Origin of the sequence: Nonomuraea sp. NPDC049400, assembly GCF_044466425.1 — a bacterium.
In the GTDB taxonomy this organism is placed as follows: domain Bacteria; phylum Actinomycetota; class Actinomycetes; order Streptosporangiales; family Streptosporangiaceae; genus Nonomuraea.
Window position 1 is genome coordinate 1 of record NZ_JBITMP010000006.1, and the last position, 15,879, is coordinate 15,879.

Genomic DNA, 15,879 nt, shown 5'->3' on the forward strand with positions numbered 1-15,879 from the left:
AGATCGGGCCACCAAGCTCGATCACAGGCCCGGCTCAGCAGATCGCGATCGAGATGCAACCGGCCGGGATCGACCGCTTTACACCAGCTACCTAGAGCCATGTGGTCACGCTCTGGTCGAGCTTCTCAGCCGCCTGCCGGGCGGTGATCCGGCCGAGCAGCATCTCCTGCAGGGCCTTGGAGAAGACGGCGGCCGAGCTGGGGTTGCCGTAGGCGAAGTCGTTCATGAAGTAGGTGGCGCCCTTGGTGTCGAACGTGGTGGCCACCTCCTTGAGCAGGGGGTCCTTCGGCGTGACCCCGGGAACGGCGGAGAAGGTCCGCACGGTGTCGGTGTAGAGCCGGCCGTAGTCCTTGGTGGCGAGCCAGGAGACGAACTTCAGCGCCTCGGCCTTGTGCCTGGTCTTGGCGCTGATGCCGTAGGAGCCGTCGGTGAAACCGGGCATCAGGCCCGGGCCCTTGGGTGCGGGCGGGGTGAAGACGCCCAGCTCGACGCCCTTCGCGTTCTCGCCGAAGAAGTTCAGCTCCCACAGGCCACCGGGGAACATGGCGGCTTTGCCTGAGGAGAACAGGATCTGCGCGTCGGTGTAGGAGACGCCGGCCATGTCGTCGGGGAAGTACGGCTTGAGCTTGTTGAGCAGGTCGATGCCCTCGACGAACAGCGGGTCGGCGAACTTCTTCTCCTTGGCCTTGACCGCCTTGAGGAAGTCGTCGCCGCCCCAGTGTGCGGTGCCGAAAATGCTCCCCACGATGGGCAACATCCAGTCGTCCTTGCCGCCGAAGGCGAACGGGATGATCTTCTTGGCCTTGAGCTTCTCGGCTGCCGAGATCATCTCGTCCCAGGTCTGGGGCGGGACGATGCCGTTGTCGGCGAAGATCTTCTTGTTGTAGATGACCTGCAGCGTCTGGACGGCGAACGGCACTCCGTACACCTTGCCGTCCTTTTCCCCCTTGGCGGCGCGCAGCACGCCCTCGTCGAAGTCCTTCAGTCCGGGTACGCCGGCGGTTTCGAGCGGCAGCAGCCTGCCGGCCTCGACCAGGGGCTGGAGCTGTGGGCCCGCGCGCAGCCAGGCCAGGTCCGGGCCGCTGTCGCCGGCCAGGCCGGTGGACAGGATGGTGTCGTACTCGGTGGCGGTGGTGAAGGAGCGGGCGTCGATGTCGACGCCGGGGTTGAGCTTCTCGTACTCGGCGAACATCTTGTCGTAGTTCTCCTCGGGTCCCCAGCCCCAGACGGAGAGCGTGACCTTGCCGGTCTTGGGGCCGGTCGTGGAGGTGGTGGCCGAGGGCGAACTGGGGGCGCAGGCGGCGATGGAGATGAGAGCGGCGGCGGCGAGTACGGCCAGTCGCATGCGGGGGGCTCCTAGCGGTGGGGCAGGCGGTGCTGGGAAACCGCTTCAGTGGCAGCGGTCAGAAGCTGTTTGCTGATTTCGTGGGTGCGCTGGACGACGCCGATGTAGAGGCAGTCGAGGACGAGCATCTGGGTGTGCCGGGCGGCGACGCCGCCGGCCCGGAAGGGGGTGTCCTGGGCCGCGGTGGTCAGCACGATGTCGGCCGTCTCGGCCAGCGGGCTGCGCGGGAAGTTGGTCACCGCGATGGTGGTGGCGCCGCGTTCCCTGGCGATGGCCAGCGGCTCGACGACCTCCGCGGTGGTGCCGGAGTGCGAGATGCCGAGCGCCACGTCGCGGTGGTCGCGGGCGTTGGCGCTGCAGACCGCGCTGTGCACGTCGGTCCACAGGACGCACGGCCGCCCTATGGCATGAAGCCGGAGGTGCAGGTCCATGGCGACGCCCGCGCTGCCCGAGACGGCGAAGAAGTCGATGAACCTGGCCCGGACCAGGGAGTCCACCGCCCGCTCCACGGCCGCGAGGTCGAGCTGCGCCGCGGTCTCCTCCATCGCCCGCATGTCGCTGGCGAGCAGGCTGCGCAGCACCAGGCTCATCGGGTCGTCGGGCGAGAAGGCGATCAGTTCCTGCTCGCGGGGGCTGGCGTTGCTCCGTCCCAGCTCGGCCGCGAGCGCCAGCCTGAGCTCGGGGTATCCGGCAAGGCCGAGCTCGCGGCAGAAGCGGGTGATCGTGGTCAGCGAGGTGCCGCACCGTTCGGCCAGCTCGCCGATGGTGGAGGCGGCCACGGCGGCGGGCTCCGCGAGGATCGTCTCGGCGATGCGCCGGTGGGTCGTGGTCAGGGTGGGCACGACCCCCCGGATCCTGGCCATGATCGGTGTATAGCTCTCTGCGGCGTCAGCCATGAGGGGAACTTTCCCGCTTCGCCGTGCCGATGTCAATATTTCACCCTTGGCACACAATGTTAGAAAATTTCCCCCTTGTGTGATCCATTGGGAGTATGTCACCTTCGGCGCATGCGCAACTTCCTCCTGGCGCTGGTGCTCGGCGGCACCAGCCTGGTGCCCGCCCGCGCGGATGCCGTCGACATCCAGTTACTCGCCTTCAACGACTTCCACTCCGGCCTCCCGACCAGCTTCGCCATGACCCCGACCGGCCCCGTCCCGGCCGGCGGCGCCGAGTACCTGGCCGCCCACATGGATCGGCTCCAACAGGACAATCCCGACGGCACTCTGCGGCTGTCGGCCGGTGACAACATCTCCTCCAGCACGATGAACGCCACGGCACAGCACGACGAGCCGGGCATCCAGGCGCTGAACCTGATGCGCCTGGACGCCTCCTCTGTCGGCAACCACGAGTTCGACGAGGGCCTGGCCGAGTTCCGCCGCATGGAGGAGGGCGGCTGCCATCCGATCGACGGCTGCGCGCTCCCCAACTTCAAGGGCGCCGACTTCCCCTACCTCGGCGCCAACATCATCGACACCACCACGGGCAAGCCCGCTGTCACGCCCTACGTCGTCAAGGAGGTCAAGGGCGTCAAGGTCGGCATCATCGGCGTCAGTTACAAGAACACACTGAAGGAGGCGCCCGGTCCCACCGCGCCGCTTGAGGGCCGCGACGAGGCCGAGGCCGTCAACACCTACACCGCCGAGCTCAAAGCCAAGGGTGTGCGTACCATCGTGGTCCTGATCCACCAGGGCGGCGGCCAGACCGGGGGCGGCCTGCCCAACCAGTGCAACAACCTGGCAGGGCCGATCAAGGACATCGTGCCCAAGTTCGACCCCGAGGTCGACGCCGTGATCTCCGGGCACACCCACAACCCCTACAACTGCACGATCAACGGCATTCCGGTCACCCAGACCTCCGGCCACACCCGCGAGCTCACCAAGATCGCCCTAACCGTCGACCGGGCCACAGGCAACCCGACCTCCTCGAAGGCCGAGAACATCACGGTCACCCACGACATCAAGCCCGACCCGCAGATCGCCGCGCTGCGCCGCAAGACCGACGAGCACGGGCAGCAACTGCTGGACCGGCCCGTCGGCCTGCTCGATCGCGACCTCACCGCCCAGCGGAACACCGCCGGCGAGTCGACCATCGCCCATGCCCTGGCCGACGCCCGCCTGTATGCCACCTCCGCCCCGGAGAACGGTGGCGCCCAGATCGCCATCCAGCCTCCCTACGGCGGAGGCATCGGTGGCGACCTGATCGTCAACCCGACCGGCAACGAGATGTCCAACCTTGTGACTCACGGCAAGGCGCTGCGTGTGCAGCCCTTCAGCAACATGCTCGTCACCATGACGCTCACCGGAGCCCAGCTCGAGCAGCTGCTGGAGCAGCAGTGGTGCGGGCAGAGCACCGCACGGGTGCTCGGCGTCTCTCAGGGGCTCACCTACACCTATGACAACGCCAAGCCCGCCTGCGACAAGATCGATCCGGCCACCATCAAGCTCAACGGCACCGTCATCAGCGCGGGGGGCAAGTACCGGCTCACGGCCAACTCCTTCATCGCGACCGGCGGCGACGGCTTCAGCCTGCTGACCAAGGGCACCGAGCGGGTGGAGAAGGTCCGCGACATCGAGGCCTTCGAGACCTACATCCGAGCCAAGTCCCCGCTCCGGGCGCCCGCGCTGGGCCGCGTCACCCGGGTCAACTAGGGGCCCTTCATCAGAGTGGCCGGCCCCGCACCCACCGGGATCGGCCGCCGCGTCGCGGGCCGAGGGGGATCACTCCTTCTTGGCCCGGGCCTCGGCCTCTGCCGCGTCCATGGCCGCCGCCTCCTCCGGCGTGGGCGCGGTGCCGCCCAGGTGGGCGGGCTGCCACCAGACGCCCGGCGGCACCTCCGGGTACGTGCGCTGCGCCCGGTCCACCAGCTCCGACAGCCGGTTGTGCAGGTCGGCCGTGTGGTCGTTGACGTTCTCGCCGCGCTTGGGGTGCATGGGCTCCCCCACCAGGATGGTGAGCGGGACGTGCCGTTGCATGAGCTTGCGCGGCCGGCCCTTGGTCCACAGACGCTGGCTGCCCCACAGCCCGACCGGGATGACGGGCGTGTTCGTGGCCTGGGCCATGCGGATGGCGCCGTTCTTGATCTCCTTGACGGTGAAGGAGCGGCTGATGGTCGCCTCCGCGAAGACGCCCACGACCTCCCCCGCCTTGAGCATGCGCAGAGCCGTGGCGTACGAGCCCGCACCCGCCCCGCGGTCGACGGGGATGTGGTGCATGCCGCGCATCAGCGGCCCCGAGATCCGGTGGTCGAACACGTCCTGCTTGGCCATGAAGCGCACCAGCCGGCGAGAGGGCAAGGCGGCGAACCCGGCGAAGATGAAGTCGAGGTAGCTGATGTGGTTGCTCACCAGCACCGCTCCCCCGGTCCGCGGCACGTGCTCCGTCCCTTCCAGGTGGAATCGGACGTCGAGCACGCGAAACAGGGTCCGCGCGGCGGCGACCACCGGCGGGTACACGATCTCAGCCATGTGCAGAAGGTAGCCTACTCAGGCAGGTGTCACGGTAGTCGGGAGCCGCAGCATCCCCCGTACGTTGGTGTGCACGGTGCGCCGGATGCCCTCCTGGTCGATGTCGTAGTCCATGGAGACCGCCTTCGTCAGCTCCTCCAGCGCCACCCGCGCCTCCAGCCGGGCCAGCGGGCCGCCGAGGCAGTAGTGGCGGCCGACGCCGAAACTGATGGCCTTCGAGGTGTCCCTGCCCAGATCGTAGAGGTCAGGGTCGGGGAAGACGGACTCGTCCCGGTTGGCGGAGCCGATCAGGATCCACACCTTGGCGCCTGCGGGGACGAGGACGCCGTGCCACTCGATGGGTTCGGTGAGGCGGCGGGCGAGGCCGTGGGCCGGGGTGTCGTAGCGCAGCGACTCCTCCGCCCACTGCGCGATCGCCCCGCCGAAGGCGGCGGCGCGCTGGGCGGGGTTGCGCCATGCCCAGTACCAGGCCGCGCTGAGCAGGTGGGTGGTGGTCTCCGAGCCCGCCCCGATCAGCAGGAACAGGAACGCCACGATCTCCTCGACACTCAGCCCGCCGTCTCCGACGAGCGCCGAGACGAGGTCGTCGCGTGGCGCCGCCTGGCGGTCGGCGACGATCGAGGCGTAGTACTCGCCGAGCGACAGGAGGCTCTTGAGCCCCTTGTCGCTCATCTTCCCGTCCGGGTCGTAGTTGACCAGCACGTCGGACTTGCGGCGTACGTCGGCCCGGTCGGACGGCGGCACGCCCATCAGTTCGGAGATCACGTCGAGCGGCAGCTTGGCCGCGAAGTCGCGGGCGAAGTCGAACGTCCCGCGCTCGAGGCCCTCCTCGATGTAGCCGCGGGCGATCTGCCTGATCATGGGCTCGAGCGCGGCCACCCGGCGCGGGGTGAAGGCACGCGAGACGATGGCCCGCATGCGGGTGTGCTCCGGCGGGTCCATGGCCACGAACGACAGGTACGTGCGCGCCTGCGGCCCCCACGCGCCCGGGTCGAGCATGGGGCCGTGGTCGCTGGACAGCCGGGCGCTGTCGCCGAGCGCGGCGGCCACGTCGGCGTGCCGCGACAGCGCCCAGAAGCCGAGCTCGGCGTTGTGATAGATCGGCGCTTCGCTGCGTAACCGCTCGTAGACGGGGTACGGGTCGTCGTTGACGCCCGGGTCGTACGGGTTGTAAGCGACATCCACCCGACCACGCTACGACGCTTGCGCCCTCGTGAAAATGGGCAGATCTTCTGACCATGAAGAAGCTCATCAACACGGCCGACTCCGTCGTTGAGGACGCACTGAACGGCATGGCCGCGGCCCACCCCTCGCTGCGGATCCGCGACCGGGTGGTCTACCGGGCAGAGGGCCCGCGAGCCGGGAAGGTCGCCCTGGTCTCGGGCGGGGGCTCGGGGCACGAGCCGCTGCACGCCGGTTTCGTCGGGTACGGCATGCTCGACGCCGCCTGCCCCGGTGAGATCTTCACCTCGCCGGTCCCCGACCAGATCATCGACGCGACCAGGGCGGTCGACGGCGGCGCGGGCGTCCTGCACATCGTCAAGAACTACACCGGCGACGTGCTGAACTTCGAGATGGCCGCCGAACTGGTCGAGGACGTCGAGGTGGTGAGCGTGCTGGTCGACGACGACGTGGCCGTCCAGGACTCCCTCTACACGGCGGGCCGCCGCGGCACCGGGGCGACGGTGTTCGTGGAGAAGATGGCGGGCGCGCTGGCCGAGCAGGGCGCGCCGCTGGCCCAGGTCGCGCTGGTGGCGGGCGAGGTCGACGAGCGCAGCAGGTCGTTCGGCATCGCGCTGACGTCGTGCACGACGCCGCACGCGGGCAAGCCGACGTTCGACCTGCCGGAGACGGACGTGGAGCTGGGCATCGGCATCCACGGCGAGCCTGGCCGGGCCCGCGTGCCGATGGCGTCGGCGCGCGAGCTGGCCGCGATCGCCATGGAGGCGCTCCACGGCGATCTGCCGCTCCGCGGCGATCTGCTGGTCATGGTGAACGGCATGGGCTCGACCCCCCTCATGGAGCTGTACGTGGTCTTCGCCGAGGTGGCGGCGTTCGTCAAGGACAAGGGTGCCCGGGTGTCGCGCTCCCTGGTGGGCAACTACGTGACGAGCCTGGACATGCAGGGCTTCTCCGTGTCGATCTGCCTGCTCGACGACACGCTGACCCGCCTGTGGGACGCGCCGGTCGAGACGCCGGGGCTGCGCTGGGGGCGCTGATGGACGCCGAGGTGTTCGTGGCCTGGTTCGAGGAGGCGGCCAGGCTGGTGCACAGGGACCGCGACCGGCTCACCCGGCTGGACGCGGCGATCGGCGACGCCGACCACGGCACGAACCTCGACCGCGGCCTCACCGAGGTCCGCGCGGCGCTGGCCGGGTCGCCGCCGGAGACGCCGGGGCAGGTGCTGGCCACGGCGGGCGCGACGCTGATCCGCCGCGTCGGTGGCGCCTCAGGGCCGCTGTACGGGTCGGTGTTCCGGCAGATGGCCAAGTCGCTGGAGTCGCCGGTGACGCTGGCCGGGTTCTCGGCGGCGTTCGAGGACGGGGTCGTGGCGCTCGAACGGCTGGGCAAGGCCGCGCTGGGCGACAAGACCATGGTGGACGCGCTGGCCCCGGCCTCGCGGGCGCTTGCCCTGGCCGTACGTGACGGGGTGGGCGTGCGGGAGGCGTTCGAGCAGGCGGCCAGGGCGGCCGAGGAAGGGGCGAAGGCCACGATCCCGATGCAGGCGCGCAAGGGGCGGGCCAGCTACCTGGGCGAGCGCAGCATCGGGCACGAGGATCCGGGTGCGGCGTCGGCGGCGCTGTTCATGGCGGCCCTTGCCGCCGTGGTGGCGTGATGGACTCCCTGATGGCGGCCGCCGTCGAGGTTGGAGGCGTGTGATGGTGGGCCTGGTGCTCGTGGCGCACAGTGCGGGGCTGGCGGCCGAGGCGGCGGCGCTGGCCCGCGGGATCGCAGGTGCCGGCGCGCCGGTGGCGGCCGCCGGCGGCACCGCGGACGGCGGGCTGGGCACGAGCGTGGACCTCATCGAGGCGGCGCTGCGCAGCGTCGATCAGGGGGACGGGGTGGTGCTCATCCCCGACCTGGGCAGCTCGGTGCTGACCGCCCGCCTGCTTGAGGAGGACGGGAGGGTGGTGGTGGCGGACGTGCCGTTCGTGGAGGGGGCCATCGCGGCGGCGGTGGCGGCGGGCGCGGGCGTGCCGCTCTCCGACGTGCTGGAGGCGGCCGAGGAGGCCCGCACCTACCGCAAGCTCTGACCCGTCGCAGGCCGGTCGTCGCGCCCGGCGTACGCTCTGACGCCCGAAAAGTCAGTGGCTGACGCCCGAACGGTCAGTGGCCCTTGAAGGCCTCCTCGAGCCACCAGGAGCCGTGCTCCCCCGCGACCTTGGCGTGCACCATGAGCGGCCGGTCGCGCGGCCCGTCCACCCATTCGGCCACGCCCGCCAGGCCGGACGGCTCGGTGACCGTCACGGCGGCGAAGCCGTGGCCCCGGGCGATGGCGGCGAAATCGGTGGGCGGGAACGTGACCGTGCCGAGCGGGTGCCCGTGCGGCCGAAAATGGTGGACTTCCGCCCCGTACGCCGCGTCGTCGTACACCACGACCACCATCGGCAGGCCGAGCCGGACGACGGTCTCCAGCTCCGCGATGCCCATGAGGGCGCCGCCGTCGCCGAGCGCGGCCACCGGCAGCCGGTCCGGACGGGCCAGCGCGGCGCCGATCGCCGTCGCCAGCCCCAGCCCGATCGACTGGAACGCCTGCGTGAAGCAGAACCCACCCTCATCTGGGACATCCATGAACATCGACGGATATCCCATGAAATTTCCGGAATCGACGGCGACGACGCGCTCCCGCGGCAGGAGGCCGTCCAGCCCGATGGTGAGCGTCCTGGGGTCGATCCGCCCGCCGCCGCTCTCGTCCTCGTACGGCACGTCCCGCCAGCGCCCCTCGTCCCGGACGCGCCGCGCGATCTCGTCCGACCGGTACCCCTGCCGCGGACCGAGCCGGGCGGCGAGCGCCCTGGCGACGGCGGCCACATCACCCGCCACGCCCAGGTCGGCGGGCACATGAGCCTTGAAGGCCGCCCGGTCGAGATCCACCTTGACCACCTTGGCACCCGGCTGGATCAGCGTGCCGTGGCGCGTGGTCCACATGTTCAGGGCGCAGCCCCACGCGACGATCAGGTCGGCGTCGCGGATGAGCTCGGCGGCCAGGGGCGTCGCGAAGCCGCCGCTCACGTCGAGGTCCCACGGGCTGCCGCGGAACAGGCCCTTGGCGACCGCCGAGGTGGCGAGCAGAGCGCCCGCCACCTCGGCGAGCTCTTCCAGCTCACGCCGCGCGTGCCGGGCACCGCGCCCGGCGACGAACACCGGCCGCCGGGCCGCACCGAGCAGCCGCGCCAGCTCCGCCACCTCGCCCGCCGAAGGCACGGCCGAGGTCACGGCCGAAGGCCCGGCCGAGGTCACGGCGGCCGCAGGCACGTCGATGGGGCCGTCGATGGGACCGTCGAAGGGGGCGGCCTGGACATCGAGGGGAAGGTTCAGCAGGACCGTGCGCCGCTCCGCCACGGCCACCCGGTACGCCTCCGCCGCCCGCGCCACCGCCTCCCCCGGCGCGGCGACCCGCATCGGCACCGCTCCCACCGCCGTGGCCAGCGCGGCCTGGTCGATGTGGAAGTTGGACTGGACCTCGGTGGCCTCTCCGGCGAGCACGATCAGCGGCGTGCGGCTCTTGGCGGCCTCGGTGAGGCCGGTCATGGCGTTCGTGAGCCCGGGCCCCTGGTGCACCGACACGACCCCCGCCCGGCCGCTCATGCGCGCGTACGCGTCGGCCATGGTGGCGGCCCCGCTCTCGTGGCGGGCGGCGACGAAGCGCACGCCGTCGGCCACGAGGGCGTTGGTGACGTGGAAGTTGCCGCTGCCGACCACCCCGAAGGCGGTCCCGACGCCGCAGGCGGCCAGGGCCCGGCCCACGGCCTCAGCGACGATCAACGCTCCACCAGGGCCAGCACGCGTACGGGGCTGCCGGAGCCGCCCACGATGGGCAGCGGCGGCGCGACCACGACGGCGCCGGTCACGGGCAGCCGGTCCAGGTTGCGCAGCTGGGTGAGGCCGTACTTGCCCGCCCCCAGCAGGTAGGAGTGGCACGGGAAGGCCGGGTCGAAGGAGTGCGCGGCGCCCGCGTCGGTGCCGACGGTCTCGACGCCGACGCCGGCGATGGGCGTGTCGGAGGCCAGCCACGAGGCGCACTCCACCGAGATGCCGGGCGTGTGGGGGCCGGTGTCGTCGGCGTTCAGGAAGGCCGCCTGGTCGCCGGCCCGGGCGTCCCAGCCGGTGCGGTAGAGCAGCCAGCCGCCGTCGGGCAGCGGCCCGTTGGCGCGCTCCCACTCCTTGACGTGGTCGATCTGGAGCAGGAAGTCGGGGTCCTTGGCCGACTCGGCGGAGAAGTCGAGCACGACGGCGGGCGCGATGAGGCTGCGCGCGGGCACCTGGGAGACGTCCTGGCCGTCGCGGCCGGTGATCCAGTGGATGGGGGGCGTCGAAGTGGGTTCCGGTGTGCTCACCGGTGTGGATGTCGTTCCAGTACCAGGCGGGGCCGCGGTCGTCGTAACGGCTGATCTCCTCCAGACGGAACGGGATCGTGTTGCCGAACGGCCCTGGCAGCTGGAGGATCGGCGTCTCGGACGAGAGGGGCGCGGTGAGGTCGATCACCTCGATCGCCCCGCTGCGCACGCTGTCCACGAAACTCTGCAACACCGACATGGCGTCCTCCTTGGTGGGCTGTGCGCATCCTCCTATCCGGCGGTCAACCCTTCAAGCCGCCGAAGCTCATCGTGGCCACGAAGTGACGCTGCGCCAGTACGAACGCCCATATGCCCGGCGAACGCGGTCCGCAGGCCCAGCCGGGCCGCCCCGCACGCGGTGATCGCGCCGGACCCGCCGAGCACGGGGTCGCCGCCGGAGACGAGCTGCTCCCGCTGGCCGTACGCCGGCCCGCGCGGCGCCCCGGAGAGCACGACGTCGGGGTTGGCGTCACCAACGACCAGCAGGGCGAAGTCACGCGCCACGGCAGGGCACGCGGGAGGCGTCGAGCTCGTACTTCTTCTTGAGCGAGTTGAAGTTCTGAGCGTTGGACTTGGCGCAGAAGGCCGAGGTGGCGAGGTTGTACTCGACGTTGAACACGGCCTTGCCCGCCTTGACGAACTGGTCGTAGCCGTAGCCGCCGTTCTGCGCGGTGGTGCACTCGGAGTGCTCCCAGCACTCCTCGTTCAGCGCGAAGTCGAAGTACGGCAGCAGCTGCCGAATCTGCTCCACGTCGTTCTTGAGCGCGACCGACAGGCCCCGCTTGTGTGCCTCGTTGGCGAGCCAGGTGTTGTAGGCGAGCTGGTCGGCCGCCTTGAGCGGGAAGCCGCTGTCGTTGCTGTAGCCGTCGACGTTGTCGGGCTCCACGGCGTCGAACCCGGCCGCCTTGCACATGTCGAGCCGGGCCTTCATGATCTGGCCGAGCTTGCCGGTGTACTTGCGGATGTCCAGCCAGCGCTCGCCCTCCCACTCCTCCAGCGGCTTGCCGAGCACATCGGCGGGGAACTGACCGGCGTCCGGGCGCCAGTCCTCGAACGTGCCGGCGCTGATGTAACAGACGACGCCACGGCCCGGCTTGTCGGCCTTGAGCGATTTGACGATCGCGCCGTCCTTGGCCGCGAAGCCGTCGATGTCGTACATCTGCACGTTCGGGTACGGCTTCTTCGGCAGGGAGGAGAGCTGCCACTGCCAGGACGTGTTCAGCGCGGGCTTCCAGCAGCCGGCGCAGGACACGGGAGCGGGCAGGGCGGTGGTCTGGGCGGTGGCGGTCTCGGCCATGGCGGGCTGGGCGGGGACGAGCGCGGTGGCGGCGGCCAGCGCCGTCAGAGAGACGAGCACAGAGGGTCGCATGTCACTCCTCGCGAACGGTCGGGTTCGGGATCAGTGGCGATGCGCGCTGTTCCGCACTCTTCGCACCGCGTCCGCGCCAGGGACGTGCGCGTTCCTGCTCTCTTGTCCAGAGTTTGACGCATAGAAACGTCAGGCCTTCGTCCACTCCGCGCATCCGCCGGTCACGAACGCCTTGTCCGCGGCCTCGATGGTGACGCTGGCCGGCCCCTTCGGCATGCCGGTCGCGACGATGTCGGTCGCGCCTCTCACCCTGGCCCAGTAGCACATGCCGGACCCCGCGACCGGGCCGGTCGTGCGGTAGGTGCCCGGCTGGATGTCCGTGCCCACGACGAGCGTGCGCATCGAGGCCGGGTTGATGGCGGGGCCGCTGCTGGTCCCGGCGTCGGGCACGCCGGTCTGTCCCGGCCGCGTCTGGCCAGGCGGCTGCGTCTGGCCGGGCTGGGTCTGCCCCGGTTGTGTCTGGCCGGGCTGCGTCTGACCAGGCTGCGTCTGGCCGGGCTGGGTCTGGCCGGGCACGGGCTGGCCCGTCTGCGACGGTGACGGCTCGGTGGGGGCCGTGGCCTCCGGGTCCGCGGGCAGGCTGTCCTCGACCGTGACCGTGACGCGGGGCGCCGGCTCGTCCGCCGACGTCGAGGACGCGCCGAACCCCACGAAGATCCCCAGCAGGAATCCGAGCAGCGCGGCGAGCCCCGCCACGAGCACGATGATCGGCGGACTGCTCGTCGCGCGCGGATATTCAGGGGGAGGCGGCCCGTACATCACGGGACCAAGCGTGCCATCCCTGTCAACGGTGGAGATAGTCGACGAGCGACGCCTTCTCCGTCTCCAGCTCCTCGATGGCGCTCTTGACCACGTCGCCGATGCTCACGATGCCCACGAGCCGGCCGTTCTCGACCACGGGCATGTGCCTGAACCGCTGCGTGGTCATGGTCCGCCGCAGCGAGTCGACGTTCTCGCCCGGCCCCACCGTGCGCACCTCGGTCGTCATGATCTCCGACACCGGGCCGTCCAGGATCGCGGGGCCGCGATCGTGGAGGCGGCGTACGACATCGCGCTCGGACACGATGCCCTCGATGGTGGAGCCGTCCGTGGAGACCACCACGGCTCCGATGTTGCGCTCCGCGAGCGTGCCCAGCAACTCGCGCACCGTGGCCCCTGGCGTCACGGTCGCCACGTCGCTGCCCTTGGCGCGGAGGATCGTCCCGATGAGCATCTGCACCACCTCTGCCCCTCAGTGTTCCAAGACTGGCTCCAGGCAAACAATCCCTGGGGGACGGCGTCAAGGGGGGTCGGCGGTGTAACGGCGCGATCACGTTTCGTACCTGACTGACAAGAGGTGACCTGGGTCTCATACCTTTCGCGCAAATTCCCACGAACTCATCGACTACCAGATAACCCCTCAGTAGGGTTGCCACTCATCCGTAGGCGGCGGAGGTGGTCATGGCGGTTGTTCACGCCCGGACGGGCGGCCGATGACCCTGCCCGGATACATCGGACGCCGGGCCGGGTCGGCACTCGGCCAGGTCGGCGAGCTGTTCGTCATCGTCCTGGAGGGGTTACGCAGGAGCTGGGACGTCAGGCGCTGGTGGTGGGAGTTCGTCGAGCAGTGCTGGTTCCTCGCGCGCGTCACGAGCGTGCCCGTCCTGCTCGTCGCCCTGCCGCTGGGCGCCACCGTGGCGCTGCAGGTGGGCGAGCTGGCCAGGCAGCTCGGCGCGAGCTCCGCCACGGGCAGCGCGGTCTTCGTCGGGCTCATCCGCGAGGTGGCGCCGCTGGCCAGCGCGCTGCTGATCGCCGGGGCCGGCGGCAGCGCGATGACCTCCGACATCGGGGCGCGGCACATCCGCGACGAGCTGAGCGCGATGGAGGTCATGTCGATCAACCCGATCCACCGTCTGGTCACGCCGCGCATGTGGGCGGCCAGCACGATCGCGGTGTGCCTGTGCCCGCTGGTCATCCTGGCCGGCGCGGCCGGCGGCTACTTCTTCAACGTGGTCGTGCAGGGCGTCACCCCCGGCGCGTACTTCGACGGCGCGTTCTCCCTGGTGGTCGCCTCCGACCTGTACGTGACGCTGTTCAAGGCGTGGATCTTCGGGTTCATCGCGGCGGCGGTCGCCTGCTACAAGGGCATGACCTGCGCGACCAGCCCGGTCGGCGTGGGGCGGGCGGTCAACCAGGCCACCGTGGTCACGTTCATGCTGGTGTTCACGTTCAACTACGTGATCTCGGCCGTCTACTTCCTGGCCTACCCGCCGAGGTCCCTGTGATGGTGGCGCGGACGGCTGGTCTCAGGCTCGCCCTGCGGGGGCGGGACGTCGCGGAGCGGTTCGCGACGCTGGCCGACTGGCCGCTGTTCGTGTGGAAGGTGCTGTTCTACTCCGTACGCGACGTCATCCTGCGCCTGAAGTACGTCAAGGTCGTCCTCAGGCAGGTCAGCGACGTCGTGGTGGGCGTCGGGGCGACCGTCATCGGCGGCGGCATGGTCTTCGTGGTGTTCACGATGGCGTTCGTCGTGGGCGCGACCGTGGGCCTGCAGGGCTACCAGGGGCTGCAGGCGATCGGCGCGGAGTCGTTCATGGGCCTGGTGGGCAGCTTCGCCAACGTCCGGGAGATCACCCCGATCATCGCGGCCACGGCGCTGGCCGCCCAGGTGGGCTCGTCGTTCACGGCGGAGCTGGGCGCGATGCGGATCTCGGAGGAGATCGACGCGCTGGAGGTGATGGGCATCAACGCCTTCACCTACCTGATCTGCACCAGGGTCGTGGCCGCGCTGCTGGCGCTGGTCCCCATCTACCTGATCGCGCTCTTCGCCAGTTTCTTCGCCACCCGGCTGATGTGCACCGTGCTGTTCGGCCTGGCGCCCGGGGTCTATGACTACTACTTCTACCTGTACCTGCCGGTCAGCGACATCGCGTTCAGCGTCGCCAAGGTCGGTGTGTTCGCCTTCGCGGTCATCGTCATCCACTGCTACCACGGCTTCCACGCCACCGGCGGCCCGGTGGGCGTGGGTGTGGCGGCGGGCCGCGCCATCCGCCAGTCGATCGTCACGATCGTGCTGCTCAACCTGCTGCTGTCGTACCTGTTCTGGGGCGGCGGCGGCAACATACCGCTGACGGGGTGAGCCGGTGACCCGATTCCAACTCCCCCTGGCCACCCGGATGGGCATCGCGCTCGCCGTGCTCGTGGTCCTGGCGGCGGCCACCCTGTACGTGGTCCGCACCGCCACCGAGGTCAGCGGCACCAGGATCGACGCCGTGTTCGCCCGCGCCGGGCAGGGCATGGACCCCGGCTCCCCCGTCAAGATCCGCGGCATCACGGTCGGCGAGGTGACCGGTGTGTCTCTCGACGCCAAGGGCAGGGCCGTCGTCACCATGCACGTCGACCCCGGCGTCAAGGTGCCGCAGTCGACGGTCGCCGCGGTCGAGCCGGCGTCGGTGTTCGGTCCCAAGTTCCTCAATCTCAAGCCGGGCTCCGGCGAGACCACCGGCCCGTACCTGGCCAGTGGCGCCGTCATCACCACCACCGAGGGCCCGCTGGACCTGTCCGACACGCTCGGCGTCGCCTACCGCGGACTGGACGCCGTCGATCCCGGCGAGGTCACGGTCATCGTGCACACCCTGGCCAAGGGCCTGGACGGCGAGGGCGGGAACCTGCGCGAGCTGATCGGCGACGCCGGCACACTCGTCGGCGTCGCGCACCGGCAGCGCGGGCGGGCCAGGCAGTTCCTGCACGACGCCGCCTTGCTCGGCACGACCCTGCAGGACAAGGGCGACGATCTCGTCGCGATCTCCTCCGACGTCAACGTCATCACCCCCGACCTGCTCGCGCGGGCCGACAAGGTACGCGTCCTGCTCCAGAAGGTCACCTCCGTCTCGAACCTGGGCGCGCACGGGCTGGCCAAGCACCGGCAGAACCTGCGGGCCGGCGTGCACTCCGGCGAGCGGGTGGCCGCGCTCATCTACGCCCAGCTCGGCCTGGCCGGCGACGGCGTGCGCGGCCTGAACCGGCTGGTGGACCTGCTCAACGAGCTGATCGAGGCGCCAGGACCGGGCAACAGCCGCCAGCTCCAGGTGGAGGCGTTCGTCGCGACCGACCTCTGCGAGCTGGTCGTCGGCGCGTGCGGCCCGACCGACGGGAGGCGCTGAC

17 protein-coding genes and 1 pseudogene are annotated in these 15,879 nt (G+C 70.5%); 7 read left to right on the top strand and 11 right to left on the bottom strand.

The features are described 5' to 3' along the window. Positions 1 to 91 precede the first annotated feature (91 nt). Positions 92 to 1,345, bottom strand: coding sequence for an extracellular solute-binding protein (locus tag ACIBVN_RS10005; protein WP_397134636.1), 1,254 nt, complete (start codon positions 1,343 to 1,345; stop codon positions 92 to 94). An 11-nt stretch (positions 1,346 to 1,356) separates the two neighbouring features. Continuing rightward, on the bottom strand, positions 1,357 to 2,241 hold the full coding sequence (locus ACIBVN_RS10010) for a MurR/RpiR family transcriptional regulator (RefSeq protein WP_397134638.1): 885 nt from the start codon (positions 2,239 to 2,241) through the stop codon (positions 1,357 to 1,359). Between the two features lie 111 nt (positions 2,242 to 2,352). Here ACIBVN_RS10010 and ACIBVN_RS10015 point away from each other — a divergent pair, with 111 nt between their 5' ends. After that, positions 2,353 to 3,993, top strand: a complete 1,641-nt coding sequence (locus ACIBVN_RS10015) for a bifunctional metallophosphatase/5'-nucleotidase (RefSeq protein ID WP_397134640.1) — start codon at positions 2,353 to 2,355, stop codon at positions 3,991 to 3,993. A gap of 69 nt (positions 3,994 to 4,062) precedes the next feature. On the opposite strand, the gene ACIBVN_RS10020 is transcribed toward ACIBVN_RS10015, so the two are convergent. After that, complete coding sequence (locus ACIBVN_RS10020; protein ID WP_397134642.1) at positions 4,063 to 4,809, bottom strand: lysophospholipid acyltransferase family protein; 747 nt, start codon at positions 4,807 to 4,809, stop codon at positions 4,063 to 4,065. A gap of 18 nt (positions 4,810 to 4,827) precedes the next feature. After that, positions 4,828 to 5,994: a cytochrome P450 gene (locus ACIBVN_RS10025; protein WP_397134644.1), complete on the bottom strand. Its 1,167-nt coding sequence runs from the start codon at positions 5,992 to 5,994 to the stop codon at positions 4,828 to 4,830. Between the two features lie 53 nt (positions 5,995 to 6,047). Between ACIBVN_RS10025 and dhaK the strand changes: the two genes are divergently transcribed. Genes dhaK through ACIBVN_RS10040 form a run of 3 tightly spaced genes read left to right on the top strand, consistent with a single transcriptional unit; the run spans position 6,048 to position 8,063 of the window. After that, complete coding sequence (gene dhaK, locus ACIBVN_RS10030) at positions 6,048 to 7,028, top strand: dihydroxyacetone kinase subunit DhaK (RefSeq protein ID WP_397134646.1); 981 nt, start codon at positions 6,048 to 6,050, stop codon at positions 7,026 to 7,028. Then, complete coding sequence (gene dhaL / locus ACIBVN_RS10035) at positions 7,028 to 7,645, top strand: dihydroxyacetone kinase subunit DhaL (RefSeq protein ID WP_397134648.1); 618 nt, start codon at positions 7,028 to 7,030, stop codon at positions 7,643 to 7,645. The genes dhaK and dhaL overlap by 1 nt, the downstream gene beginning before the upstream one ends. A 43-nt stretch (positions 7,646 to 7,688) precedes the next feature. Next, the gene (locus tag ACIBVN_RS10040) at positions 7,689 to 8,063 is read left to right on the top strand and encodes a phosphoenolpyruvate--protein phosphotransferase (protein WP_397134650.1); all 375 of its coding nucleotides are present in this window, start codon (positions 7,689 to 7,691) and stop codon (positions 8,061 to 8,063) included. A gap of 73 nt (positions 8,064 to 8,136) precedes the next feature. Here the strand turns inward: ACIBVN_RS10040 and ACIBVN_RS10045 are convergent, their stop codons facing one another. The 7 genes and pseudogenes from ACIBVN_RS10045 to ACIBVN_RS10075 form a co-directional block, all read right to left on the bottom strand. Next, positions 8,137 to 9,795: a thiamine pyrophosphate-binding protein gene (locus tag ACIBVN_RS10045; protein ID WP_397135293.1), complete on the bottom strand. Its 1,659-nt coding sequence runs from the start codon at positions 9,793 to 9,795 to the stop codon at positions 8,137 to 8,139. Further along, positions 9,792 to 10,367, bottom strand: a complete 576-nt coding sequence (locus ACIBVN_RS10050) for a cyclase family protein (protein ID WP_397135295.1) — start codon at positions 10,365 to 10,367, stop codon at positions 9,792 to 9,794. Before ACIBVN_RS10050 ends, ACIBVN_RS10045 begins: the two co-directional genes overlap by 4 nt. 16 nt (positions 10,368 to 10,383) lie before the next feature. Next, positions 10,384 to 10,566: pseudogene (locus ACIBVN_RS10055) on the bottom strand (cyclase family protein); the annotation flags it as partial. Between the two features lie 32 nt (positions 10,567 to 10,598). Next, complete coding sequence (locus tag ACIBVN_RS10060) at positions 10,599 to 10,871, bottom strand: hypothetical protein (RefSeq protein ID WP_397134652.1); 273 nt, start codon at positions 10,869 to 10,871, stop codon at positions 10,599 to 10,601. Next, positions 10,861 to 11,736 (bottom strand): endo alpha-1,4 polygalactosaminidase, encoded by an 876-nt coding sequence (locus ACIBVN_RS10065; RefSeq protein ID WP_397134654.1) that lies wholly within the window; start codon positions 11,734 to 11,736, stop codon positions 10,861 to 10,863. Before ACIBVN_RS10065 ends, ACIBVN_RS10060 begins: the two co-directional genes overlap by 11 nt. Positions 11,737 to 11,865: 129 nt before the next feature. Continuing rightward, entirely contained in the window at positions 11,866 to 12,498 is a 633-nt protein-coding gene (locus ACIBVN_RS10070) for a hypothetical protein (protein ID WP_397134656.1), read from the bottom strand. A 22-nt stretch (positions 12,499 to 12,520) separates the two neighbouring features. Continuing rightward, on the bottom strand, positions 12,521 to 12,949 hold the full coding sequence (locus ACIBVN_RS10075) for a CBS domain-containing protein (RefSeq protein ID WP_397134658.1): 429 nt from the start codon (positions 12,947 to 12,949) through the stop codon (positions 12,521 to 12,523). Positions 12,950 to 13,208: 259 nt separating this feature from the next. Between ACIBVN_RS10075 and ACIBVN_RS10080 the strand changes: the two genes are divergently transcribed. From ACIBVN_RS10080 to ACIBVN_RS10090, 3 genes are read left to right on the top strand one after another with little or no spacing between them, the layout of a single operon-like run. Beyond that, complete coding sequence (locus ACIBVN_RS10080) at positions 13,209 to 14,000, top strand: MlaE family ABC transporter permease (protein ID WP_397134660.1); 792 nt, start codon at positions 13,209 to 13,211, stop codon at positions 13,998 to 14,000. Further along, positions 14,000 to 14,854, top strand: a complete 855-nt coding sequence (locus ACIBVN_RS10085) for an ABC transporter permease (RefSeq protein WP_397134662.1) — start codon at positions 14,000 to 14,002, stop codon at positions 14,852 to 14,854. Before ACIBVN_RS10080 ends, ACIBVN_RS10085 begins: the two co-directional genes overlap by 1 nt. A gap of 4 nt (positions 14,855 to 14,858) precedes the next feature. Beyond that, on the top strand, positions 14,859 to 15,878 hold the full coding sequence (locus ACIBVN_RS10090) for an MlaD family protein (RefSeq protein WP_397134664.1): 1,020 nt from the start codon (positions 14,859 to 14,861) through the stop codon (positions 15,876 to 15,878). Position 15,879: the final 1 nt, after the last annotated feature.

Excerpts from the sequence above, each read along its gene's own strand:
- ACIBVN_RS10005 (WP_397134636.1), bottom strand. The coding sequence starts at position 1,345 with ATGCGACTGGCCGTACTCGCCGCCGCCGCTCTCATCTCCATCGCCGCC.
- ACIBVN_RS10010 (WP_397134638.1), bottom strand. The coding sequence starts at position 2,241 with ATGGCTGACGCCGCAGAGAGCTATACACCGATCATGGCCAGGATCCGG.
- ACIBVN_RS10015 (WP_397134640.1), top strand. The coding sequence starts at position 2,353 with ATGCGCAACTTCCTCCTGGCGCTGGTGCTCGGCGGCACCAGCCTGGTG.
- ACIBVN_RS10020 (WP_397134642.1), bottom strand. The coding sequence starts at position 4,809 with ATGGCTGAGATCGTGTACCCGCCGGTGGTCGCCGCCGCGCGGACCCTG.
- dhaK (WP_397134646.1), top strand. The coding sequence starts at position 6,048 with ATGAAGAAGCTCATCAACACGGCCGACTCCGTCGTTGAGGACGCACTG.
- dhaL (WP_397134648.1), top strand. The coding sequence starts at position 7,028 with ATGGACGCCGAGGTGTTCGTGGCCTGGTTCGAGGAGGCGGCCAGGCTG.
- ACIBVN_RS10040 (WP_397134650.1), top strand. The coding sequence starts at position 7,689 with ATGGTGGGCCTGGTGCTCGTGGCGCACAGTGCGGGGCTGGCGGCCGAG.
- ACIBVN_RS10065 (WP_397134654.1), bottom strand. The coding sequence starts at position 11,736 with ATGCGACCCTCTGTGCTCGTCTCTCTGACGGCGCTGGCCGCCGCCACC.
- ACIBVN_RS10075 (WP_397134658.1), bottom strand. The coding sequence starts at position 12,949 with ATGCTCATCGGGACGATCCTCCGCGCCAAGGGCAGCGACGTGGCGACC.
- ACIBVN_RS10080 (WP_397134660.1), top strand. The coding sequence starts at position 13,209 with ATGACCCTGCCCGGATACATCGGACGCCGGGCCGGGTCGGCACTCGGC.
- ACIBVN_RS10085 (WP_397134662.1), top strand. The coding sequence starts at position 14,000 with ATGGTGGCGCGGACGGCTGGTCTCAGGCTCGCCCTGCGGGGGCGGGAC.